Genomic DNA, 22,839 nt, shown 5'->3' with positions numbered 1-22,839 from the left:
GTTAGATTCCTTATTAGTAATGCTTCAGCATTCGGTTGATGGATTGTTCCAGCCAGTAGCGCTGGGTGCCGAAGTTGATACGCAGGTAGTTCTCGCCGTTTTGCACGTAGTGGCTGCCGTCTTCAATGACGACACCAGCCTTTTGAGCAAAATGTTGGGTCAACTCTGTGGCGCTGCGGTCGTCTGCGCTGACGTCTACCCAGGCCAGATACGAGGATTCCGGGTTCATCATTTTCCAGGCCGGGAAGTGGGTCTGTATGGAATCCGCAAGGTAGCGGGCGTTACCGCGCAGATACCCGTTTAGCGCGTCGAGCCACGGCAGACCGTGCTGGTAAGCCAGGATAATTCCCCATACGCCAAACATGTTGGGTGAAGTAATAGAATTCCTCTCAAGCTGTTGGCGGAAATGCTGGCGCAGCGAAGCATCCGGGATCATCGAGTAGGAGGTTTTCAGCCCGCCGAGATTGAACGCTTTGTTAGGGGACGTCAGTACAATCAGGTTGTCCTGTGCGGCACAGTCAGGGGTCAGACAGCTGACGAATTTGCCGTCGAGCAGGTGCTCAGCGTGAACCTCATCGACTACCAGAATCGTGCCGTAGCGCTTACAGAGATCAGATACCTGGCGTATCTCATCCGCACGCCAGATCCGGCCCGAAGGGTTATGCGGTGAGCAGAAGAACCACAGCTTTGGACGGTGGGTTTTGAGCTGCGCTTCGACCAGATTAAAATCGAGCTGGTAGCGGTTTTCCTCCACGCGAAGCGGGTTAGCAAGTACCTGCACGCCCTGGCGCTGCGTCGCCATTGCGAAAGGATCGTAGACCGGCGTGTTCATCATCACGCTGTCGCCAGGCTCACAGAATGCCTGCACCGTGTAGTGCAGCGTGGAAACGGTGCCGTAGGTCAGCGTGATCCACGACTTCTCCACCTCAACCTGATGGCGGGTACGCTGGAAGGCGATAACCGCGTCGTAGAATTCGTCGAAGCACCAGGTATAGCCGAAGGTGCCATGTTCCACGATGCGCTGGAAACCCTCAATGACGGTGGGCGGTGAGGTGAAATCCATGTCTGCGATCCACAGCGGGATAAATCCCTCCGGGACGTCACCGAAGCGCGAGCAGACAAACGCATGATCCCACTTGCGGCACTTATCGCTTTTACGCTCGATGATTTTGTCGAAATCAAACACAACTACCCCCTGTTAAATTAAGGCTTCAATGCCGGTTTTGACGCTCTGGACCTGCGGGCCGATGATCACCTGAACGCTATGGGCATCAAGCACCACCACCGACAGCGCACCAGCCTCTTTCAATGCCTGCTGGTCGAGAAGGCCCATCTCTTTCACCACCAGACGCAACCGGGTTATGCAGTTATCGAGCGACTCAATGTTCTCTTTGCCACCGAGCGCACGCAGAATAAGCCCATGATCGTATTTCGATTTTCCGCGCGCGCGGGTGTTAGCCTCCACGGCCTGTAGCGCGCCCTGAGTATCCACTTCACGACCAGGCGTTTTGATATCGTGCTTGAGGATGTACCAGCGGAAGACGAAGAAGTAGATGGCAAACCAGGCAATACCGACCGGGAACAGCAGGTACCATTTGGTCGACATTCCCTGCATCACGCCGAAGATCAGCAGATCCAGAATTCCGCCGTCGGTGTTGCCGATGGTTACGCCCAACAGGGCCATCACCATCAGGGCCAGGCCAGACATCACGATGTGGAAGGCGTACAGCGCAGGGGCAATAAACAGGAACAGGAATTCAATCGGCTCCGAAATACCGGTGACGACGGAAACCAGTACGCCGGAAAGCAGCAGCCCTTTAATCACTGGGCGGTTCTCCGGACGAGCGGTGCGATAGATGGCGTAAGCCACCGCTGGTAAGCCGAAGATAAAGGTCGGCATAAAGCCCTGCGACAGGAATGCGGTGACGTGCGGGCTAAACGGCAGACCGGCTTTCAGCTCGGCGTAGAAGATATTCAGCGCACCGGCGACCTCATGACCATTCACCATCTCAATGCCGCCCGCCGGGGTGAAACGCACCATCGCCAGCAGGATGTGGTGCAGGCCAAAAGGTTTAAGCAACAGCACGCCGACGCCATACAGAAATGGCCCAAAAACGCTGGTGCTTTGGATGACATGACCGATTCCGGCAATCCCCAGCGCCACGTATTCCCACAACAGGGGAATGGCCAGACCGACTAACGAAAGGGTGAGGGCGGTGATAATTGGCACGAAGCGAATGCCGCTAAAGAAAGCGAAAGCATCGTGTAAGACCGTATCCTGAAAACGCTCGTGCAAGAAATAGGTGATGACGCCAACCACGATGCCGCCCAGCACGCCCATCTCCAGGGTTTGGATCCCCAAAACGATCGATTGCCCAACCTGTCTCATTGTCGCGGCATCAGCAAGCTGGTGGGTTGCGGTCAGGTAATAGTTGATGCTCATGTTCATCAGCATATAGCCAACAAACCCGGCAAACGCGCCCACGGCCTTGTTGCGTTTCGCAAGGCCCATCGGAATCGCCATGGCAAACATTAGCGGCAGGTAGGTAAAGGCAAAGCCGCCGACCATGGCAATAAAACCAAAGGTGAGCTGCGTTAATTCGCCGCCCAGAAAGGGAAAACTCTTGATGGTGGAAGGGCTGGTAACAGAGCTACCGATACCTAACAGCAGACCCATAAAGGCCAGCAGGGAGACCGGGAACATAAAGGTCTTTCCCAGGCTTTGAAAAAACTCCCACGCTTTCGATTTAAACGACTTTTCCTGTGTCATGTAGGGACTCCTCGGATTTTTAGGATAAAGGAAGGCGCTGTCCGGCTTAAGGACGCGCCTTCATATTTGCGAGGCTTATAGTTATTTTTTAGGTATTGATGTAATGGGCGATGGGATCAGGCTTCAGCCGGAAGCAGTAACCGGTTTGCGGAACCACAAACGGTGATTTTGCTTCTGACCACTTCTTTCATGGCGTCCATGCCAACCCGCATGTAGAAGCGGGGATCGTTGCCCTGCGGATTTTCGGCAAACCAGGCTTTGACCGCGTCAGAGAAGGCGATTTTCAGCTCGGTTGCCACGTTGACTTTGCAAACGCCTAACTCGATAGTGCGGCGAACAAACTCATCGGGGACATCGCTCGCGCCGTGCAGCACCAGCGGCACAGTGACGACTTCGCGGATTTCAGCTAGCCGCTGAAAGTCGATTTTTGGGCGTTTGGTATAGAGGCCGTGCGCGGTGCCGATGGCAACGGCAAGGCTATCTACACCGGTCAGTTCGACAAAGCGTTTCGCTTCCTGCGGGTCGGTCAGGAAGGCGCTTTCAGCATCCACGCTCATGTCATCTTCCACACCGCCCAGACGGCCCAGTTCGGCCTCGACGCTACAGTCGTTGAGATGGCAGAAATCGACGACGGATTTCACCAGCTTCACGTTCTGTTCAAACGGATAGTGGCTACCATCGATCATCGCGCTGCGCACACCGGCGTTGACCTTGTGACGAATATCGTCCAGCGATTCGTGATGGTCGAGATGCAACGCCAGCGGCATCTCGTAAGTGAGGGAGTAAGCGCTGCACAGGGCGTAGATCTCTTCGAGCGCAATATGCTTAAAGGTGCCTGGGGTACCCGCGAGGATCACCGGCGATCGCATTTCGCTGCACACTTCGAGGATCGCCTGGATCGTCTCTGCGTTATGAATATTGAACGCCGGAACGGCGTAGCCTTTTGCCTGTGCGTCCTGCAGAAGATATTTCGTCGAGATGATACTCATAATCAGATCCTCATTAAGCCTGCCACGGATGAATAACAACGCCCTGCACCACACGGTTAACCGTACCGCTGGCGGATGGTGTATCTGGCGTGTTGCCTACGCTGAGCGACTGCGTGAGCGCAAAGACCTGGGCGTACATCAGGAAACAGAACGCCTGTTCCATATCGATAAACGGACGGGAAGGTGGCAGCAGGATATGGGGGCCCGCTTCAATCACTGGATCCGTAACGGCGGCAATGGCCACGACGCGCATGGCCTGGCGATCGCGACGCAGTTCGGCCAGCAAATCCAGATCGTACTGACGCGTGTACGGATGGCTGGAGACATACACCACCACCAGCGTTTCGTGGTCTACCAGCGACTTAGGCCCGTGACGGAAGCCGGTTGGGGAGTCGTAGAATGCCGCCAGCTTGCCTGCAGTCAGCTCCAGCACCTTCAGCGCTGATTCGCGCGCAGCACCTTGTAATCCCCCGCTTCCCAGATAAACGATCCTTTTCCATGGCTCGTTGCCAAAGACGCCGTGGCTAAAATCGCCGAGCGTGGCGAGGATCGCCTGGCAGCGTTCGGCAACGTCGCGGAAGGTTTTGCTGTTGATCGTTTCCGGTGCGAATACCGCCAGGCAGCTCGCCATCATGGTGGTAATGCTGCTGGTCATGGCAAACCCGCGATCGTGCGTTTCGGCAGGCATCAGCAGGGCAAACGCGTTCTCGCTGTCGACGGCGTTCTGGTACAGGCTGCCCGCCTCATTGCAGGTGATCGACAGGTGGTAGCACTCCGGCACAAACTGGTTTGCCAGCTCAACGGCTGCCACGCTTTCCGGGCTGTTGCCGGAGCGCGCAAAAGAAACCAGCAGCAGCGGATGCCCCGCGCTGAGGTAATCCATCGGGTTCGTGACCAGATCGGTTGTGGGTACGGCGGTGATGTTTTTCCCGGTGTGGCTTGCGAGCCACGGCGCAATGATGTCGCCGATAAAGGCTGAAGTGCCTGCGCCGGTCAGGACGATCCGCAGATCGTTCTTGTTTAGCAGCGGCGTCAGGAAGCTGTCGATCGCTGAACGCAGGCTATCGATATTCGTGAGAGAGCGGATCCAGCAGGAAGGTTGTTGACGGATCTCTTCTTCAGTCCATGTGCCTGTTGTGGCGGGGGTGGGGGTGTACGTTTCTGGCATAACTCAGTCCTTAGTCGCGTGAATTCCACATCAGATGCCTGGCAAATATGTCGCTATCTTTCGTTTCGTTTCACTTGTTCACTTAAGCAGTTAAATAAAATCTATAGAAAAGAAATCGAAAGTTCAATGAAAGAAAAGAAATAAAACGAAAAGTGTGATCGCAAAGGGAAAGGAAATGAAGAGGGAAAGAAAAAGAAAGGCCTTACGATCGAGTTTCGTAAGGCCAACAGGAGACACAATGAAAGGGTTAAAGGGGAAGAGCCTGACCCTGAATCCAGATCTGCTGAAGGTGTAAACCACCGTCCAGAGCAATAAGATTTGCACGTTTACCCGGTGCTAGCGATCCGAGCTGGTTAGCGATACCCAGCAGTCTGGCAGGGTGCAGAGAGGCCATATGGATAGCATCTTCAGCAGTGATCTCCGCATGTTCCACCATATTGCGTACGGCGGCGTCCAGCGAGAGCGTACTCCCCGCCAGGCCACCGGTGGCGGTACGCACGGCACCGTTTTGCATACTGACCTCTTCCCCGCAAAGGGTGTAGCGCCCGTCCGGCATTCCTGCAGCCTGCATCGCATCAGTAATTAGCACTATGCGATCTTTCGCACAGCAGCAGCACAGGCGGATGGCACCCGGATGGACGTGATGTCCGTCGGCTATCAGTTCCAGCCAGGCTCGCGTGTCCGTAAGCCCTGCGCCAACCATCCCAGGTTCCCGGTGATGTAATCCGGTCATGCCGTTATAACAGTGCACCAGGCCATCCGCGCCCGCGTCAAAAGCCGCAAGAGTTTGCGCGTAGGTGGCCCCACTGTGACCTAACATGACGCGTATACCGCGTTGTTTCAGGTGCTGGATTGCCTGCTGCGCGCCGGGTTTTTCTGGCGCAAGCGCCACCACGCGTAGCGTGTTTTGCGAAACGTCGGACAGGGCGTTCAGCTCAGCAATATCCAGTTCCCGGAACAGCCCCGGCGGATGCGCCCCTTTGTTTAGCGGGGTAAAGTACGGGCCTTCCAGATAGCTGCCCAGAACCTGCGCGCCAGGCCCACCGGACAGAGTGCGCCGGGCAATTCGCCGGAGTGCGCCATGGATAGCCTCAAGCGGCGCGGTGACGGTTGTGGGCAGAAATGCGCCCACCCCTTCACGCGCTTTATGCTTCGCCAGGGTATCCAGTAGGTCAGGTGCATCATCCATCACGTCAACGCCCGCGCCGCCGTGAACGTGAATATCGATGTACGCGGGGCAAAGCAGTTCAGCATCCCGCACCGCGATGCCCGCAGGGATGGGCTCAATCATGGTGATGACGCCATCGTCAATGCGCAGCTGGTGGTCGTCGAGCCAGCCCTGCTCGGTGAGCACACGACGAGCGCGTAACAGCTGGCTCATATCCCTTCCTCTGCCGGAGCTTCTTCGCGGCAGCGTCCAAGCTCATCTACCAGGCTGGTCAGCCCGCGGTGCCCACACTCTAGTGCCTGTAAACGAAAGGCTTCGCTGCTTAATCCCTCGCGTTCCAGCACCATCTCCAGCAGAAGTTGCAGGTTGGTGCCAGTAATCACTTCGCTGCCCGGTTTCTGCATGGCCAGGGTTGACGCCACGCGAAACGGTGTGCCGCCCAGCAGGTCGGTGAGAAACACAATATCGTGCTGCGAGTCCAGCCCGTTTACCGCCTGTTCAAGCTGCTCAGTCAGCCGAGCGGTGGTGGAGGTTTCAGGAAAATCGATGGCGATAAACTGTGGTTGCTCGCCAAGGATCTGCTTCATCGCCTGCTCAAGCCCGCTGGCAAAACCACCGTGACCCGTCAAAATAATGCCTAACATCGAAACCTCTTTGCTTTTACAGGAAGTGACAGAATTTACCCACAACGCCCAGCAGCACGGTGATACCAATCAGACGCAGTGGACTCCAGCCGCGGCGCACCAGCCAGAACATGGTCAGGGTGTAGACCAGCGGCAGGAACGCGGGCATGAGCTTGTCGATAACGTCAGCCTGCAGTTTGACAACGGCATCACCCGCCTTGATTTCGAGCGTCGTATTGAGGCGGACATAGGTTGCCACCAGCGCGCCAATCACCGTCATCCCGACAATGGAGGCTGCATGGCCAACCTTTTTGGTGTTGGCTTTGATCAGCGGTATTGCCGCTACGCCCATTCGATATGCGTAATGTGCCAGGCCAAAACGCAGGCCGAGGTGTACAACGTTAAACAGCACGATAAAGACCACTGCACCCAGAATAGATCCTTGTAGCGCCAGGCTGGCACCAATACCGCCGCAGATGGGCAGAAGGGTTAACCAGAACATGGCGTCACCAATGCCGCCGAGCGGTGCACCGACGGCAATTTTGGTGCTCTGAATGCTGTTCACATCCTGCTTGGAGCGTTCCATCGCCAGGATGATGCCGATAACAAAGGTGACCAGGAAGGGATGGGTGTTGAAGAAGCCCATGTGCCCTTTCATGGCGCGCGCCAGATCCCGTTTGTTGGTATGGATCTTTTTCAGCGCTGGGAGCAACCCGTACAGCCAGCCGGATGCCTGCATACGTTCATAGTTGAACGAGGCTTGCAGCAGCATGGAACGCCAGGCCACGCGGTTAATATCCTTTTGCGTCAGTTCAGCACCGATGCTTTGGTCTTCGTAGACGTTTTCGTTAACGCCAGTCAGCAGGGTCTCTTCACTTTCAGACACGCCCGGTAACGTTGTTTGATTAGATGCCATCTTCGAATTCCTCTTTCTGGGCAGCAGGTGCCGTCGGTTCAGGTGATTTACGCATAAGATCGATCAGCGCCATTGCCAGGGCCGCAGCCGCGATCGCCAGTACCGGAAGCTTGAGCCAGGCCGCAGCCACAAAGCCGATGATGAAGTAAGGGATGTAGACGTTTTTCATCATGATCTTCAGCAGCACGGCGAAGCCGATCGCTGGCATGATGCCGCCCGCCACGCCGAGGCCGTCAATCAATCGAGCTGGCAGAACGTCAATGGCGGTTTTTGCATGTTCCGCGCCGAAGTAGATCGGCAGGAAAGCACACAGAAAGTAGAAGATACCGAGAGCCAGCAACGCCAGATAGTTGACCCGTTCAATGCCGTTGGTGTCGGCGTTTGCTGCCATGCGATCGCAGCGGGACATCACGCCGGACATAACGGAAAACAGGAAGGTGATCCCCATCTGTACCGCGACGGCAAACGGGACGGCAACGCCAACGGCGACTTCTGGCTTCACGCCGGTGCTAATGGCAAACGCGGTGCCCACGATCGTGCCGATAATTACGTTAGGTGGCTGTGCTCCCGCCAGCGGGGCCAGCCCCATCCAGACCAGTTCCAGCGTACCACCGGTTAAAATGCCGGTGTGCAAATCGCCGAGAATCAGGCCAACCAGCGGCCCAAGCACCACTGGGCGGTGCATATGCGTTAAGCCGTTAAACATATCCAGACCGGCGATAAAGGCGAGAACACCAAGCGCCAGAGCCTGCAATAGACTGATTTCCATTGTGAATCCCTCAGAGCAGTTTAAAGAGATCCAAAGCAGTCTCTGTTGGAACGCCCTGAACGAAGCACTCCACTCCGGCCGCTTTCAGGCCGTTGAACGCAGTGATATCGCTTGCGTCGACAGATACCGTTTTGGCAATTTGTTGTTTGCCATTGGCGTAGTGCATGTTTCCAACATTGATACGGGTGATTGGCACGCCGCCCTCAACCAGCGTCAAAAAGTCGGCGGGTGATTTACAGACCAGCAGAATTTTCTGGCGCTCGGCGGCACGGTGAATGTTGTCGATCACTTTTTGCAGCGACCAGAAACGCACGGCAATCCCTTCCGCGAGCACCATTTCCATCAGGTTTTGCTGAACCGGATCTTCAGCCACCTCGTTATTTGCCACCAGCACCAGGTTCGCCCCCGCAAACCCCACCCATTGCACGCCTACCTGACCGTGGATCAGGCGTTCATCGATGCGGCATAAGACAATGTTTGGCATAGCGTTTTCCTCATTTTTATTTATGCGTTTTGAGTTGTTACGCCTTCGCAGGCGGCGTGGTACTGCTGAAGTATGTCCTGAATGTGGTTGATGATGAGTTCCCGCGGTGTCGACTTGAGAGCACCCTCGCGAACTTTGCTGTACTGCAACGGCAGGTACTGGCTGATGAGCGGCAGCGGTATGGGGTCGTCTGCAAGGTTGCGCACCAGTTGTTCAAAAGCGACGTCAATTTGGCTGTCAGGCCAGTAATAGCGCACGCGGTCAGAGTAGCTATAGCCGCGCGCCAGGCGTCGGGCGTTGCTGTCACCGTGGTAATGGCTCTGCCAGTATTCCGGCCGGTCTAGCATCACGTTTTCCAGAACATGGCGCAGGCCAGAGCTGGCTTTTGCTGGCAGCAGTTCCTCTTCAATCGCGGCCAGAGAGAAGAGGGCTTCACGCAGGGCGAAGGTGAGGGCTGGGCCAACTTTCAAAATCGCGAAGTGATCGTTTACCAGCTGGCGCAGCGCCTGCGGGGTCTGGTAGTCAGTGGAGTGCGCTTCAAATACCAGCGTGTCGTAGGTTTCAACCATTTTGCTTAGCGCGACGGCTTTCTGCGGTTGATAGTCGCAGACGTGCGCATGGTCGAATTCCACGCCAGGCTGAACCACCAGACCAATAATGCGTGGCCAGATGTCGTTTAATCCTTCCTTTTCGAAGGCGTGACGATGCGCTTCAAGCGTCGCGCGTGCCGCGTTCGGCGTGGTGACTTCAAGCTCGGTGAGCGTTTCATGGGCGCCGCCTGGAACCGGAACTTCCGTGCCGATAACGTAAACCAGATCGGCTACACCAAACTGTGCACGGCAGGTCTCTTCGGCAATTTTCGCCAGACGTGCGGCGCGCCCGGCGACGATCGCATCGGTCAGGGGAACCGGATCGTCCTCGCAGGACATGCTGCAGTCGAGATGGATCTTTTTGAATCCGGCTGAAACATAGCTTTTGATCAGAGCGTCGGCATTTGCCATCGCCTGCTGCGCAGGCAAATTTTGCCAGCGGTTGGGACCCAAATGGTCTCCACCGAGGATGAGGTGTGACGTCGGGAAACCAAGAGATTCTGCCAGCTTGCAGACAAACCCGTGAAAATCAGCAGGTGTCATGCCGGTATAACCACCAAACTGATCCACCTGGTTGGAGGTGGCTTCAATCAGAAGTGGTGTTTGATGCGAATGCGCATAACGAATTGCAGCTTCAAGTACCAGTGGATGTGCGGAACAGACGGCATAGATCCCGTTTGCATTCCCCCGTTTATGTTGTTCCACCATTTCTGTCAGATGTTTCACTTTCCTCTCCGTTTCGGATGTTTATGGCTCTTGTCTTTCGTTTTGTTTCATTTAATCCTGCATCATGGTGGTATAAAAATAAAACGAAAGATAATAGTTTTCCGATCTGTTTCACAAAAGAAACATAATGAAAGGTTTCAGCGCCAGGCTATCTTGCGTCTACGCGCCTGACAGGGCTTGCATTCCCGTAAAAGAAAGGCCTTAATAGTCAAAACGAAATGAAACGAAAGTTTATTTATTAAGGAGCTCGTATGAGCAGCACCGATTCATCCGCGGAAAAGCGTGTCACCGGCACCAGTGAAAGGCGAGAGCAGATCATTCAGCGGTTGCGGGCGCAGGGTAGCGTGCAGGTTAACGATCTTTCTCATCTTTACGGCGTTTCGACGGTGACGATCCGCAACGACCTGGCTTTTCTTGAGAAGCAGGGCATTGCTGTTCGCGCTTATGGCGGCGCGTTGATTTGCGAAGGCAATATCCCGGGCGTTGAACCTTCCGTGGAGGATAAAAGCTCGCTGAATACGGCGGTGAAGCGCAGTATCGCGCAGGCCGCAGCTGCGCTGGTGAAGCCTGGGCACCGCATCATTCTGGATTCCGGTACCACGACGTTTGAGATTGCGCGGATGTTGCGTCAGCACACGGACGTGATTGCCATGACCAACGGGATGAACGTGGCGAATGCGCTTCTGGAAGCTGAAGGGGTGGAACTGCTGATGACCGGCGGGCATCTGCGGCGTCAGTCGCAGTCGTTTTATGGCGACCAGGCGGAGCAGTCCTTACAGAATTACCATTTTGACCTGTTGTTTCTGGGTGTAGACGCCATCGATCTCGATCGCGGTGTGAGCACGCATAACGAAGATGAAGCCCGTCTGAATCGCAAAATGTGCGAGGTCGCCGAGCGCATTATCGTGGTCACTGACTCCAGCAAATTTAACCGCTCAAGCCTGCATAAAATCATTGATACACAACGGATTGATATGATTATTGTCGATGAAGGTATTCCGGCGGAAAGTCTGGAAGGGTTGCGTAAAAGCGGGATTGACGTGGTATTGGTTTAAGGGGTTAGGGTAATCCTCTCCCGTGCGGGAGAGGATTTAAGTTTATCAGGTCACCGGCGCCGGGTTAAACACCGCCAGCTGGTTATGTAATCCCCATTGGTCAGAGAAGGTTTTCTTGCGACCGCTCGCCACATCCAGAATGAAATGGAACAGCTTCCAGCCCACATCCTCAATGCTCTCTTCCCCGGTGGCGATGGTCCCGGCGTTAATGTCCATTAAGTCATACCAGCGATTGGCCAGCTCGGTACGGGTCGCCATTTTAATGACAGGTACCGCCATCAGGCCGTACGGCGTGCCGCGCCCGGTGGTAAAGACCTGCACCGTAATGCCGGATGCCACCTGCTGCGTGCCGCAGACAAAATCGCTGGCCGGTGTTGCGGCGTAGATCAGGCCGCGTTTAGTTGGGCGCTGGCCCGGAGAGAGCACTTCCACAATGGCGCTCTGGCCGGATTTGGCAATCGATCCCAGGGCTTTTTCCACCACGTTTGCCAGGCCGCCTTTTTTGTTACCCGGAGACGGGTTGGCGCTGCGGTCGGTTTGGCCCATATCAAGATAATTATCGTACCAGGCCATCTCTTCCAGCAGGCGCTTGCCCACCTCCTCGTTGATGGCGCGTGGTGTCAGCAGATGGATGGCGTCACGTACTTCGGTGACTTCAGAGAACATCACCGTTGCGCCACAGCGTACAAACAGGTCAGAGGCATAGCCGACCGCCGGGTTCGCGGTTACGCCGGAAAACGCATCGCTGCCGCCGCACTGCGTGCCGACTACCAGCTCAGAGGCCGGGCAGGTTTCACGCTGGCGATTGTTCAGTTTATCCAGATGGCGTTCTGCAACCTGAAGAATATCGTCGACCATCGATTTGAAACCGACATGGTGCTCATCCTGCAAACGCACAATACTGGCATCGTCCACCGGAATGGCTTTTACGTCTTCAGTGCCTTGCAGCAGGCGCTCGGGTTGCAGCTTCTCGCAGCCCAGACCAATCACCATCACTTCGCCGCCAAAGTTCGGGTTCAGGGCGATATTGTGAATGGTACGGATAGGCACAACAGCCGCCGGTGCGTTGATGGCCACACCGCAACCGTAAAGATGGTTCAGGCCCACCACGCCGTCTACGTTCGGGTATTTTGGCAGCAGGTCGCGTTCGATGATTTTCACCACATAGTCCACCACGCCCGCCACGCAGTGTACGCTGGTGGTAATGCCGAGCAGGTTTTTGGTGCCAACGCTGCCGTCTGCATTGCGATAACCTTCGAAAGTATAACCTTCCAGCGGTGGCAGCGGTTCAGGAACGCGGGTCGCCAGCGGCAGCGTGTTCAGCGGCGGCGCTTTTGGCAGCTCAACCAGAGATTCTTCAATCCAGCTTCCTTGCGGGATAGCACGAACCGCGTAGCCAATGACTTCGCCATAACGAACGATTTCGCCATGAACGGGGATATCCACCAGGGCAACTTTATGTCCTTGTGGAATATGCTCAATCAGTTCCAGCCCGTCCGGGAATCGGGTTCCGGCTTTTAAACCGTTGTCGTTGACAATAATCGCCACATTATCTGTGTCGTGTACTTTTATATAGAACGCCGTCGGCGACGCTTGTCGAATTTCAATGTCGGCCATTGTTCAGTATTCTCCAGCAAAGTGTCTGATAATAAATGCAGCAGGTTGGGTATTTATTTTCTTATTAGCGAAATAAAGACGCTGCTTTCTTAAATAAAGAATGTCAGGACTTAAGGGATAAGAATGTGATCCAGATCACTCAACAAAACCAGAGATAGCGCGTCCTGGTCAGTAATACGTGATTCTGTGCATCAGCGCCCAGTGCTTTGTGCATATGCTCAATATATTGTTGAAATGGGAAGTGATAATTGAGCATTAAAACAATGTGCAGCCGCCGGGTGGTGATTATACTGAATCACGATTTCATTGCATCTGGTTAATTACCTGATATTGCCTGCTATCGATAAATAATCAGGAAATATTCTTTCTAAAAATTATAAATATAAATCTATCGATGTGCCCGAGGAAATAAACATGATACTGGATACTGCTGTAGAATCAAAAAAGGGCGTACCAACCCGCTATTTAATTCTACTGATTATATTTATCGTTACGGCCATCAACTACGCTGACCGTGCGACGCTGTCAATTGCTGGTACTGAAGTGGCGAAGGAGCTGCAACTGAGTGCCGTATCAATGGGATACATCTTCTCTGCGTTTGGCTGGGCGTACCTGCTGATGCAAATCCCCGGCGGCTGGCTGCTGGATAAGTTTGGCTCAAAAAAGGTCTATACCTATAGCCTGTTTTTCTGGTCGCTGTTCACCTTCCTGCAAGGTTTTGTTGATGTCTTCCCGCTGGCCTGGGCAGGCGTGTCGATGTTTATCATGCGTTTTATGCTTGGCTTCTCGGAAGCACCGTCGTTCCCGGCTAACGCCCGTATTGTGGCCGCCTGGTTCCCGACCAAAGAGCGCGGCACAGCGTCTGCCATCTTTAACGCCGCGCAGTATTTCTCGCTGGCGATCTTCTCGCCGCTGCTCGGCTGGCTGACCTTCGCCTGGGGCTGGGAACATGTCTTTACCGTAATGGGTGTGATTGGCTTCGTGCTGACAGGGATGTGGGTGAAGTTCATCCATAACCCAACCGATCATCCACGGATGTCTGAGCAGGAGCTGAAGTTTATCTCCGAAGGCGGCGCAGTGGTTGATATGGACCATAAAAAGCCGGGCGCACAGGCAGCGAGCGGGCCTAAGCTCCATTACATCAAACAGTTATTGACTAACCGCATGATGCTGGGCGTATTTTTTGGTCAATACTTTATCAACACCATCACCTGGTTCTTCCTCACCTGGTTCCCGATTTATCTGGTGCAGGAAAAGGGCATGTCGATTCTGAAAGTGGGTCTGGTGGCCTCTATCCCGGCACTGTGTGGGTTTGCCGGTGGCGTACTCGGCGGGGTGTTCTCGGATCGTCTGATTAAGCAAGGCAAGTCGATTACCCTGGCGCGTAAGCTGCCGATTGTACTGGGAATGCTGCTGGCCTCTTCAATCATCCTGTGCAACTACACCAATAACACCGCGCTGGTGGTGGCCCTGATGGCGCTGGCGTTCTTCGGCAAAGGGTTTGGTGCGCTGGGCTGGCCGGTAATTTCCGACACGGCGCCAAAAGAGATTGTGGGCCTGTGCGGTGGTGTGTTTAACGTCTTTGGTAACGTGGCGTCCATCGTGACTCCACTAGTAATTGGTTATCTGGTCAGTGAACTGCATTCGTTCAACGCGGCACTGGTATTCGTTGGCTGTTCAGCGTTGATGGCGATGGTCTGCTACCTGTTCGTAGTCGGCGACATCAAACGTATGGAATTGCAGAAATAAGCAAAGGTATAAGCGATGAGTAACGATATCTTCCCGAATAAGTTTAAAGCGGCCCTCGCGGCACACCAGATTCAGATTGGCTGCTGGTCAGCGCTGGCAAGCCCAATCAGCACGGAAGTGCTCGGCCTTGCAGGGTTTGACTGGTTGGTACTGGACGGCGAACATGCACCGAACGATATCAGCACCTTTATCCCGCAGCTGATGGCGCTGAAAGGCAGCAACAGTGCGCCGGTCGTTCGCGTCCCGACTAACGAGCCGGTGATCATCAAGCGTTTGCTGGATATCGGTTTCTACAACTTCCTGATCCCGTTTGTGGAGAACGTTGAGGAAGCGGTGCAGGCCGTGGCTTCTACACGCTACCCGCCAGAAGGTATTCGCGGCGTGTCTGTTTCTCACCGTGCCAACATGTTTGGCACCGTGCCGGACTACTTTGCGCAGTCCAACAAGAACATCACCATCCTGGTGCAGATTGAGAGCCAGCAGGGTGTCGATAACGTCGATGCCATCGCAGCGACCGAGGGCGTTGACGGGATTTTCGTTGGCCCAAGCGATCTGGCTGCCGCCTTCGGACACCTCGGCAATGCTTCTCACCCGGAAGTACAACGCGCTATCCAGCATATTTTTGCCCGCGCCAAAGCACACGGCAAACCGTGCGGCATTCTGGCTCCGGTTGAAGCTGATGCCCGCCGCTACCTGGAGTGGGGCGCGACGTTTGTCGCTGTCGGCAGTGACCTCGGCGTATTCCGCTCTGCCACCCAAAAACTGGCTGATTCCTTTAAGAAATAACCACCCCTGAGAGAAAGAGAGAGACGCAATTATGACACTGAAAGTTGGTTTTATTGGCCTGGGTATCATGGGTAAACCAATGAGTAAAAACCTCATTAAAGCAGGTTACTCACTGGTGGTTTCTGACCGTAATCCAGAGGCGGTTGCTGAAGTGATTGCCGCAGGGGCAGAAACGGCAACTACCGCCAAAGCCATTGCCGAGCAGTGCGACGTGATCATCACCATGCTGCCAAACTCACCGCATGTGAAAGAGGTTGCTCTGGGTGAGAACGGCATTATTGAAGGCGCGAAACCGGGTCTGGTAGTGATTGATATGAGTTCTATCGCCCCGCTGGCGAGCCGTGAAATCAGTGAAGCGCTGAAAGTGAAAGGCGTGGATATGCTGGATGCTCCGGTCAGCGGCGGCGAACCTAAAGCGATCGACGGCACGCTGTCAGTGATGGTGGGCGGCGACAAAGCGATTTTCGACAAGTACTACGACCTGCTGAAAGCGATGGCGGGCTCTGTTGTCCACACCGGCGAAATCGGTGCAGGTAACGTGACCAAGCTGGCAAACCAGGTGATTGTGGCGCTGAACATTGCCGCCATGTCCGAAGCGCTGACGCTGGCGACCAAAGCAGGGGTCAACCCGGATCTGGTGTATCAGGCAATCCGTGGCGGCCTGGCAGGCAGCACCGTGCTGGATGCGAAAGCGCCGATGGTGATGGATCGTAACTTCAAGCCAGGTTTCCGTATCGACCTGCACATCAAAGATCTGGCGAATGCGCTGGATACCTCTCACGGCGTGGGTGCGCAGTTGCCGCTGACCGCAGCGGTAATGGAAATGATGCAGGCGCTGCGTGCCGATGGTCTGGGCACCGCCGACCACAGCGCGATTGCGTGCTACTACGAAAAACTGGCGAAGGTAGAAGTCTCTCGCTAATAAAAACGGGCGCGGGAACGCGCCCGGTATTTTTGCCGAGTGCAGTAACAGGCTACAACTATGAAAATCGTAATCGCTCCAGACTCTTATAAAGAAAGCCTTTCTGCCACCGAGGTAGCTCAGGCGATAGAAAAAGGATTTCGGGAGATCTTCCCCGATGCACTTTATGTTTCTGTTCCTGTTGCCGATGGCGGGGAAGGTACAGTCGAAGCGATGATTGCCGCAACCCAGGGTGCGGAGCATCATGCCGTGGTGACCGGCCCCCTGGGCGAAAAGGTGAATGCCTGCTGGGGTATGTCTGGCGATGGTAAAACTGCATTTATTGAGATGGCAGCGGCAAGCGGCCTGGCTCTTGTGCCTCCCGCGTTGCGTAACCCACTTGTCACCACCTCGCGCGGTACCGGGGAGCTTATCCTCAGTGCGCTGGATAAAGGCGCGCGCAATATCATTATCGGTATTGGCGGTAGCTCGACGAACGACGGTGGTGCTGGCATGGTGCAGGCGCTGGGCGCAAAACTCTGCGATGCCAACGGCAAAGAGATTGGGTACGGTGGCGGTAGCCTGATGGCACTCAATAGCATTGATTTATCGGGTCTTGATCCACGCCTGAAGAGTTGCACCCTTCGTGTGGCGTGTGATGTGACAAATCCGCTGGTGGGGGAAAAAGGGGCATCCCGTATCTTTGGCCCGCAGAAAGGGGCGGATGAAGGGATGATCCTGGAGCTGGATGCCAACCTTAGCCACTATGCGGATGTGATTAAAACGTCCCTGCGCATCGACGTGAAGCATGTTCCGGGCGCAGGGGCTGCTGGTGGGATGGGGGCGGCGCTGATGGCATTTCTCGGCGCAGAACTGCGTAGCGGTATTGAGATAGTCACGCAGGCGCTTAACCTGGAAGAACATATTCACGACTGTACCTGGGTTGTGACGGGAGAAGGGCGGCTCGACAGCCAGAGTATTCATGGCAAAGTGCCCGTCGGCGTAGCGAATGTCGCCAAAAAATACCACAAGCCGGTGATTGGTATCGCCGGTAGCCTGACCAAAGACGTGGGCGTTGTGCACCAGTACGGTATCGATGCGGTGTTCAGCGTACTGACCAGTATTGGTTCTCTGGAAGAGGCGTTCCGGGGAGCATTCGACAACATTTACCGCGCATCACGCAATATCGCGGCGACTTTGCAGATGGGGATGCGCACGCAAGGGTGACAGCGGCGTGCAAACCCTCTATACTGCGCGCCGAAGCTGACCAGACAGTCGCCGCTTCGTCGTCGTCCTCCTTCGGGTGGAGACGGGCGAAGGGGAGGAAAGTCCGGGCTCCATAGGGCAGGGTGCCAGGTAACGCCTGGGGGGGAAACCCACGACCAGTGCAACAGAGAGCAAACCGCCGATGGCCCACGCAAGTGGGATCAGGTAAGGGTGAAAGGGTGCGGTAAGAGCGCACCGCGCGGCTGGTAACAGTCCGTGGCACGGTAAACTCCACCCGGAGCAAGGCCAAATAGGGGTTCACATGGTACGGCCCGTACTGAACCCGGGTAGGCTGCTTGAGCCAGTGAGCGATTGCTGGCCTAGATGAATGACTGTCCAACGACAGAACCCGGCTTATCGGTCAGCTTCAACTTCTTCTAAAACGATCGTTGATGTATCTCAGATTTAAAAAATGGGATGCATCAGCGGTTGTCATTTTCCTGCCTCCATAACATATACCCATTGAGCAAGCCTGATTAAGTTTTACTTAAGTCTGATGTTTCTTGTGTGTGAGATTAATGCTTGTAAAGTGTCCAGCATTGTTATTTCCATAGCAAGTAGAGGGACTTATGGCAACGGGTTATTATCTCCGGGTTGGAGACCAAACTACCTGTGGTGGCAAAATCTTAACCGGAACCCCGGAAATAGACTGGTACGGTGCTGATGCTGCCCGCGAAGGCGATTTTGTTTCTTGTGGTAAAAATCCAGGTGTTTCCTACAAGATTATTGGGGGCACAGAGGGATTTATGGATGAAACTCGGCAATTAGCCGGAACGCTGGACAGTATCAGTTCCTGCCCCTGCAAGGCGAAGTTCATTCCCTCCATACCTGACTGCTATGAAAAAGAAACAGTATCTTCGTTAAGGCGTTCAGGTTTAGCGGCGGCCCCTAATCCAGCCGCACTGATGCCAAAACTTCGTTCAGGGCCGGAACAACACGCCCAGACTGCGAAAAAGAAAACAGGCATCGATGCAGGTTTTGTCATTATCCCTTACGGCGGGACGACAGAAGCCTGGCAGCGCCTGCTATTCACTGAGAATCCGCCAGCAGGGGTAAAGGAGCTATTTGCCACGCTGAACGGCCCGGAAGAAAGATACAAAGCGGGTTCTGTCATGCTGGTGGTTGACCCTAAAAAGCAGGATGAAGAGCAAATCGCCCATATGCAGGCCGCGAAACAGCGTATTGATGCAGCATTAGCGCCGCTCTCCATCCAGCAAGCCAACTTTCTTTTCAGGCACAAAGACGCCATTGAGATGTTCGCTGCCGCAGCTAAATCAACAAACGATGCTGCCGGAAATATGGGAAGAGCGACGGAGGCCGCTAAGGGATATTTCGAACGAGTCGAAAAAATCCTCCTCGAGATCGAGCAGACCTACAAAAACCAGTACATCACCAGCGGCACACTGATTGGTGAACAGTTTTTCGTTGAACGACGTCGTCTGTTTGGTCAGCTTGATAGCGTGCTGAGGATGTTCATGAAGCATCGTTTCATGTTCAATGAATACACCGATCTGAAAAGCGCCCTTGGTCTCTCCAGCCGTTCAATCACTCAACGGTGGAACGAAACAGGCGTAAGCGATATTGAAGGTTACGCCACCCATATCGAGAAGCTGGCAAAGTACGTGAAGCTGATGGAAACCGCCGGGAAAATTGGCATTGGTCTGTCAGCCCTTGATACCGCTGCGAAGATCACCGAGGCTTGTACCGTTGGGCGCGATTGTGCCAAAACCTCGTTTACCTCTATTGGGGAGTTTTCCGGTAGTTTAGCTGGAGGGGCTTTGGCAAGTAGAATTATCCAGGGTAGTGCAGCAAATACAGTCTGTGCAGTGATGCTGGGAGCGGCAACAATAGAAGCTGGAGGCGCTGGTGCGTTGCTTTGCACAATCGGGGTAAGTGGGGGCATAGCATATGGAAGTGATAAAGTGCTAAGCGAATTGTTCGGGGTTACTGGTGAGTTCATTGGGGAAAAACTGGGTCTTTACGAGGTAACCAGTAATGATTGATTTAAAAATGATTTTTATAATAACGACTCTTTTGGGCGGATTATTCCTGACAACCAGTGTCATAGCCTCACTTCTGAACAGGAAGAGATTTAATGAGATCTGCCAACTATACAAAGAGAAATTCGGCAGTCTTCCCGATGCCGTAGTGCTATTCGAGAATGTTAACTCGCTTTATTACGAGGGAGCATACGGCATAAAAACACAGTTCATATTCATGCCGCTATTGTGGAATAAAAGCTCGATATTGACCAAAAACGATGACAAAGACTTCATCCGGGGATTACCAAAACGGATTATCAGACCATTCTATGTAGAAGCATTTCTAGGTCTGATTAGTATTGTATTTTTTGTCATTGCAGGGATTTTGATGTTGGCGATAAAACACGGTTGGATGTGAAAGACTCGTCTCTTGGCGGGCTTTACTCTGCAACACAAAGTGAGAAACAGTCTGAGACACAAGACAACCCCTGCGCCGCTGATACCTGACGTATAGTTGAACGAAGCCGCCTTATCGGTCAGCTTCAACTTCTTAAAAAACCCCGCTTCGGCGGGGTTTTTGCTTTTGGTTGGTTGTCGGCGGGTAAGCGCAACGCTATCCGGCAATGCCCGCAAACGACATCAATTCTCAAATTTGCGACACTAAGCACATTTCACTATTCCATGATTAATGCTTACATTCATCATCCGTAGATGGCTTCGAGCGCAAAATTTAACGCTGAAAAACCGTCATTTTCCAGTGTTGATAAATTGTTGTAGTTGTTGTCATGATGGTGCTCATTTTTTTCTTATTTGATATGCATATATTGAATCTAAAAACATTTACCCCGTGAATATGTGATGTGTTCCACCCTTTCCCGCAGCCCAGTAAAAATATTATTGATAAATTTGATAAGCCACAAAAATGTTTTAAACGAATAATGGCTATTTATTCGCCTTTAATTGCCTGAAAGATAGTCTTTATTGATATTTAAAAATAGACAAAATCCACCTTGGTTATCGGCATAAAATAAAGTTATTACTCCCTTTTTTGTTGATCAATATCAGCGGAATGGTGTGGTTTTAATTTGTTAACTCATTGATTTTAAGGTTTTTTAATGAGTTTTCATGGCCTGGGGTAATCGTGAGAAAAGGCAAATTGTGAGTAACAGCACATACCCCTCTTAACGATATTGAGTAGAATCCTTCCCCGTCATAGGGAAATAAGCGCAGAATATTATGAACACTATTATTCTACCGAAAACACAGCACCTCGTGGTATTTCAGGAAGTCATTAAAAGTGGCTCCATAGGTTCTGCTGCAAGACAACTGGGCCTGACGCAACCCGCTGTCAGCAAAATTATCAGCGATATCGAGTCCTACTTCGGTGTTGAAGTGATGGTCCGCAAAAATACCGGCGTAAAACTGACTGCCGCAGGCCAGGTGCTGCTGTCCTACTCTGAGTCAATTACCCGCGAAATGAAAAACATGGTGAGCGAAATTAACAGCCTCAGTTTCAGCACCGTTATGGATGTTTCCTTTGGCTACCCGTCGCTGATTGGTTTCACCTTCCTGTCGGAAATGATCAAAAAATTCAAGGAAGTGTTCCCAAAAGCGCGAGTCTCTATGTATGAAGCGCAGCTCTCCTCTTTCCTGCCAGCCATTCGCGACGGGCGGCTCGACTTCGCGATTGGTACCCTGAGCGATGAAATGTTGCTCCAGGATCTGCATGTTGAGCCGCTGTTTGAATCCGAATTTGTGCTGGTGGCCAGCAAATCCCGAACGTGCACCGGATCGACTACACTGGCATCGCTCACGGATGAACAGTGGGTGATGCCGCAAACCGATATGGGCTACTACAAAGAACTCCTGACCACCCTGCAAGACAACCACATCAGCATTGAAAACATCGTCCAGACCGATTCCGTCGTCACCATCTACAACCTGGTACTGAATGCCGATTACCTGACGGTGATCCCGCGCGACATGATTGCGCCTTTTGGTTCAGATCAGTTTATTGTGCTGCCGGTTGAAGATGAATTACCCGTAGCACGTTATGCCGCGGTGTGGTCTAAAAATTACAGTATTAAAAAATCGGCGTCAGTATTAGTCGAACTGGCAAAACAGTATTCTTCGCTGAACAGTGAACGACGACGATGATTCATTAATAACGTTAACAACAATACGTTTAACCCTTTTTAAAAACACCCAGAGTTTATCTTGTTAAAACTCTGACACTCTGATCTTGCCTGAAGAAAATGAATTATTATAACGAGGATATTATGCACATTACCTACGATCTCCCGGTGACAATTGAAGATATTCAGGACGCCAGAAAACGACTGGCAGGAAAAATATATAAAACCGGAATGCCACGTTCAAACTATCTCAGCGAACGTTGTAAAGGTGAGATATTTCTGAAGTTTGAAAACATGCAGCGTACCGGCTCTTTTAAAATTCGCGGTGCGTTTAATAAATTAAGCTCGTTGACCGATGCCGAAAAACGTAAAGGCGTGGTCGCATGTTCAGCGGGCAACCATGCGCAGGGCGTGTCGCTATCCTGCGCTATGCTCGGTATCGACGGCAAAGTGGTGATGCCGATGGGCGCGCCGAAATCAAAAGTCGCGGCCACCCGTGACTACTCGGCTGAAGTGGTGCTACACGGTGAAAACTTCAACGACACCATTGCCAAAGTGAGTGAAATTGTTGAGATGGAAGGGCGTATTTTTATCCCGCCTTATGACGACCCTAAAGTGATTGCCGGACAGGGCACCATAGGTCTGGAAATCCTCGAAGATTTATACGATGTCGATAACGTGATTGTACCGATTGGCGGCGGTGGTTTAATTGCCGGGATTGCAACAGCCATTAAATCTATTAACCCAACCATTAATATTATCGGCGTACAGTCTGAAAATGTTCACGGAATGGCGGCATCCTATTATGCCGGAGAAATAATGAATCACCGTGTCACCGGTACATTAGCTGATGGTTGCGATGTTTCTCGTCCGGGTAATTTAACCTTCGAAATTGTTCGCGAATTAGTTGACGACATTGTGCTGGTCAGTGAAGACGATATTCGCAACAGCATGATTGCCCTCATTCAGCGAAATAAAGTGGTCACTGAAGGTGCTGGCGCACTGGCGTGTGCGGCGTTATTAAGCGGCAAGCTTGATCATTATATTCAGGGCCGTAAAACCGTGAGCATTATTTCCGGCGGCAATATTGACCTCTCCCGCGTTTCCCAAATTACCGGCTTTGTTGACGCATAAAAGGATGACCT

General features: G+C 53.2%; 20 protein-coding genes and 1 other RNA gene. 10 read left to right on the top strand and 11 right to left on the bottom strand.

The window, feature by feature from the left end; translation table 11 throughout:
- Nucleotides 1-13: 13 nt before the first annotated feature.
- The 10 genes from M987_RS02565 to kbaZ all read right to left on the bottom strand — a co-directional run bounded on the left by M987_RS02565 (nucleotide 14) and on the right by kbaZ (nucleotide 10,203).
- Nucleotides 14-1,186, bottom strand: a complete 1,173-nt coding sequence (locus M987_RS02565) for a MalY/PatB family protein (RefSeq protein ID WP_014071880.1) — start codon at nucleotides 1,184-1,186, stop codon at nucleotides 14-16.
- A 12-nt stretch (nucleotides 1,187-1,198) separates the two neighbouring features.
- Complete coding sequence (malX, locus tag M987_RS02560) at nucleotides 1,199-2,770, bottom strand: maltose/glucose-specific PTS transporter subunit IIBC (RefSeq protein WP_014071879.1); 1,572 nt, start codon at nucleotides 2,768-2,770, stop codon at nucleotides 1,199-1,201.
- Nucleotides 2,771-2,886: 116 nt separating this feature from the next.
- Nucleotides 2,887-3,759, bottom strand: a complete 873-nt coding sequence (gene kbaY / locus M987_RS02555; protein ID WP_014071878.1) for a tagatose-bisphosphate aldolase subunit KbaY — start codon at nucleotides 3,757-3,759, stop codon at nucleotides 2,887-2,889.
- A 13-nt stretch (nucleotides 3,760-3,772) separates the two neighbouring features.
- Nucleotides 3,773-4,927: an SIS domain-containing protein gene (locus tag M987_RS02550; RefSeq protein ID WP_014071877.1), complete on the bottom strand. Its 1,155-nt coding sequence runs from the start codon at nucleotides 4,925-4,927 to the stop codon at nucleotides 3,773-3,775.
- 247 nt (nucleotides 4,928-5,174) lie between these two features.
- A complete protein-coding gene (gene nagA / locus M987_RS02545) occupies nucleotides 5,175-6,308 on the bottom strand; it encodes an N-acetylglucosamine-6-phosphate deacetylase (protein WP_014071876.1) in 1,134 nt (377 codons plus the stop codon).
- Entirely contained in the window at nucleotides 6,305-6,739 is a 435-nt protein-coding gene (gene agaF / locus M987_RS02540) for a PTS galactosamine/N-acetylgalactosamine transporter subunit IIA (protein WP_014071875.1), read from the bottom strand. Before agaF ends, nagA begins: the two co-directional genes overlap by 4 nt.
- Before the next feature lie 16 nt (nucleotides 6,740-6,755).
- The gene (gene agaE, locus M987_RS02535) at nucleotides 6,756-7,634 is read right to left on the bottom strand and encodes a PTS N-acetylgalactosamine transporter subunit IID (protein WP_014071874.1); all 879 of its coding nucleotides are present in this window, start codon (nucleotides 7,632-7,634) and stop codon (nucleotides 6,756-6,758) included.
- Complete coding sequence (gene agaW, locus M987_RS02530) at nucleotides 7,624-8,403, bottom strand: PTS N-acetylgalactosamine transporter subunit IIC (RefSeq protein WP_014071873.1); 780 nt, start codon at nucleotides 8,401-8,403, stop codon at nucleotides 7,624-7,626. Before agaW ends, agaE begins: the two co-directional genes overlap by 11 nt.
- A 10-nt stretch (nucleotides 8,404-8,413) precedes the next feature.
- A complete protein-coding gene (gene agaV, locus M987_RS02525) occupies nucleotides 8,414-8,887 on the bottom strand; it encodes a PTS N-acetylgalactosamine transporter subunit IIB (RefSeq protein WP_014071872.1) in 474 nt (157 codons plus the stop codon).
- A gap of 20 nt (nucleotides 8,888-8,907) precedes the next feature.
- Complete coding sequence (kbaZ, locus tag M987_RS02520) at nucleotides 8,908-10,203, bottom strand: tagatose-bisphosphate aldolase subunit KbaZ (protein WP_014071871.1); 1,296 nt, start codon at nucleotides 10,201-10,203, stop codon at nucleotides 8,908-8,910.
- Nucleotides 10,204-10,454: 251 nt separating this feature from the next.
- Here kbaZ and M987_RS02515 point away from each other — a divergent pair, with 251 nt between their 5' ends.
- Nucleotides 10,455-11,258 carry a DeoR family transcriptional regulator gene (locus M987_RS02515; protein WP_014071870.1) on the top strand — a complete coding sequence of 268 codons (804 nt, stop codon included), beginning with the start codon at nucleotides 10,455-10,457 and terminating at the stop codon, nucleotides 11,256-11,258.
- Nucleotides 11,259-11,303: 45 nt separating this feature from the next.
- Here M987_RS02515 and garD read toward each other — a convergent pair whose 3' ends face one another.
- On the bottom strand, nucleotides 11,304-12,875 hold the full coding sequence (gene garD, locus M987_RS02510; RefSeq protein ID WP_014071869.1) for a galactarate dehydratase: 1,572 nt from the start codon (nucleotides 12,873-12,875) through the stop codon (nucleotides 11,304-11,306).
- A gap of 414 nt (nucleotides 12,876-13,289) precedes the next feature.
- Between garD and M987_RS02505 the strand changes: the two genes are divergently transcribed.
- The 9 genes from M987_RS02505 to tdcB all read left to right on the top strand — a co-directional run bounded on the left by M987_RS02505 (nucleotide 13,290) and on the right by tdcB (nucleotide 22,828).
- Nucleotides 13,290-14,624 carry an MFS transporter gene (locus M987_RS02505; RefSeq protein ID WP_014071868.1) on the top strand — a complete coding sequence of 445 codons (1,335 nt, stop codon included), beginning with the start codon at nucleotides 13,290-13,292 and terminating at the stop codon, nucleotides 14,622-14,624.
- A gap of 15 nt (nucleotides 14,625-14,639) precedes the next feature.
- Nucleotides 14,640-15,410 (top strand): 2-dehydro-3-deoxyglucarate aldolase, encoded by a 771-nt coding sequence (gene garL / locus M987_RS02500; protein ID WP_014071867.1) that lies wholly within the window; start codon nucleotides 14,640-14,642, stop codon nucleotides 15,408-15,410.
- Nucleotides 15,411-15,441: 31 nt separating this feature from the next.
- On the top strand, nucleotides 15,442-16,332 hold the full coding sequence (gene garR, locus M987_RS02495; protein ID WP_014071866.1) for a 2-hydroxy-3-oxopropionate reductase: 891 nt from the start codon (nucleotides 15,442-15,444) through the stop codon (nucleotides 16,330-16,332).
- Between the two features lie 60 nt (nucleotides 16,333-16,392).
- Nucleotides 16,393-17,538, top strand: coding sequence for a glycerate 2-kinase (garK, locus tag M987_RS02490; protein WP_014071865.1), 1,146 nt, complete (start codon nucleotides 16,393-16,395; stop codon nucleotides 17,536-17,538).
- Between the two features lie 32 nt (nucleotides 17,539-17,570).
- An RNA gene (rnpB, locus tag M987_RS02485) (RNase P RNA component class A) lies at nucleotides 17,571-17,950 on the top strand.
- 196 nt (nucleotides 17,951-18,146) lie between these two features.
- On the top strand, nucleotides 18,147-19,580 hold the full coding sequence (locus M987_RS02480; protein ID WP_014071864.1) for a PAAR domain-containing protein: 1,434 nt from the start codon (nucleotides 18,147-18,149) through the stop codon (nucleotides 19,578-19,580).
- A complete protein-coding gene (locus M987_RS02475) occupies nucleotides 19,573-19,977 on the top strand; it encodes a hypothetical protein (protein ID WP_014071863.1) in 405 nt (134 codons plus the stop codon). Before M987_RS02480 ends, M987_RS02475 begins: the two co-directional genes overlap by 8 nt.
- Nucleotides 19,978-20,795: 818 nt before the next feature.
- Complete coding sequence (gene tdcA, locus M987_RS02470) at nucleotides 20,796-21,716, top strand: transcriptional regulator TdcA (protein ID WP_014071862.1); 921 nt, start codon at nucleotides 20,796-20,798, stop codon at nucleotides 21,714-21,716.
- 122 nt (nucleotides 21,717-21,838) lie between these two features.
- On the top strand, nucleotides 21,839-22,828 hold the full coding sequence (tdcB, locus tag M987_RS02465; protein ID WP_014071861.1) for a bifunctional threonine ammonia-lyase/L-serine ammonia-lyase TdcB: 990 nt from the start codon (nucleotides 21,839-21,841) through the stop codon (nucleotides 22,826-22,828).
- Nucleotides 22,829-22,839: the final 11 nt, after the last annotated feature.

Source organism: Enterobacter soli ATCC BAA-2102 (genome assembly GCF_001654845.1).
In the GTDB taxonomy this organism is placed as follows: Bacteria; Pseudomonadota; Gammaproteobacteria; order Enterobacterales; family Enterobacteriaceae; genus Enterobacter; species Enterobacter soli.
This window is presented reverse-complemented; position numbering and strand designations above follow the sequence as displayed.

Coding starts and splice junctions, on each gene's coding strand:
- malX (WP_014071879.1), bottom strand. CDS start 2,770: ATGACACAGGAAAAGTCGTTTAAATCGAAAGCGTGGGAGTTTTTTCAA.
- kbaY (WP_014071878.1), bottom strand. CDS start 3,759: ATGAGTATCATCTCGACGAAATATCTTCTGCAGGACGCACAGGCAAAA.
- M987_RS02550 (WP_014071877.1), bottom strand. CDS start 4,927: ATGCCAGAAACGTACACCCCCACCCCCGCCACAACAGGCACATGGACT.
- nagA (WP_014071876.1), bottom strand. CDS start 6,308: ATGAGCCAGCTGTTACGCGCTCGTCGTGTGCTCACCGAGCAGGGCTGG.
- agaF (WP_014071875.1), bottom strand. CDS start 6,739: ATGTTAGGCATTATTTTGACGGGTCACGGTGGTTTTGCCAGCGGGCTT.
- agaE (WP_014071874.1), bottom strand. CDS start 7,634: ATGGCATCTAATCAAACAACGTTACCGGGCGTGTCTGAAAGTGAAGAG.
- agaW (WP_014071873.1), bottom strand. CDS start 8,403: ATGGAAATCAGTCTATTGCAGGCTCTGGCGCTTGGTGTTCTCGCCTTT.
- agaV (WP_014071872.1), bottom strand. CDS start 8,887: ATGCCAAACATTGTCTTATGCCGCATCGATGAACGCCTGATCCACGGT.
- M987_RS02515 (WP_014071870.1), top strand. CDS start 10,455: ATGAGCAGCACCGATTCATCCGCGGAAAAGCGTGTCACCGGCACCAGT.
- garD (WP_014071869.1), bottom strand. CDS start 12,875: ATGGCCGACATTGAAATTCGACAAGCGTCGCCGACGGCGTTCTATATA.
- M987_RS02505 (WP_014071868.1), top strand. CDS start 13,290: ATGATACTGGATACTGCTGTAGAATCAAAAAAGGGCGTACCAACCCGC.
- garL (WP_014071867.1), top strand. CDS start 14,640: ATGAGTAACGATATCTTCCCGAATAAGTTTAAAGCGGCCCTCGCGGCA.
- garR (WP_014071866.1), top strand. CDS start 15,442: ATGACACTGAAAGTTGGTTTTATTGGCCTGGGTATCATGGGTAAACCA.
- garK (WP_014071865.1), top strand. CDS start 16,393: ATGAAAATCGTAATCGCTCCAGACTCTTATAAAGAAAGCCTTTCTGCC.
- M987_RS02480 (WP_014071864.1), top strand. CDS start 18,147: ATGGCAACGGGTTATTATCTCCGGGTTGGAGACCAAACTACCTGTGGT.
- M987_RS02475 (WP_014071863.1), top strand. CDS start 19,573: ATGATTGATTTAAAAATGATTTTTATAATAACGACTCTTTTGGGCGGA.
- tdcA (WP_014071862.1), top strand. CDS start 20,796: ATGAACACTATTATTCTACCGAAAACACAGCACCTCGTGGTATTTCAG.
- tdcB (WP_014071861.1), top strand. CDS start 21,839: ATGCACATTACCTACGATCTCCCGGTGACAATTGAAGATATTCAGGAC.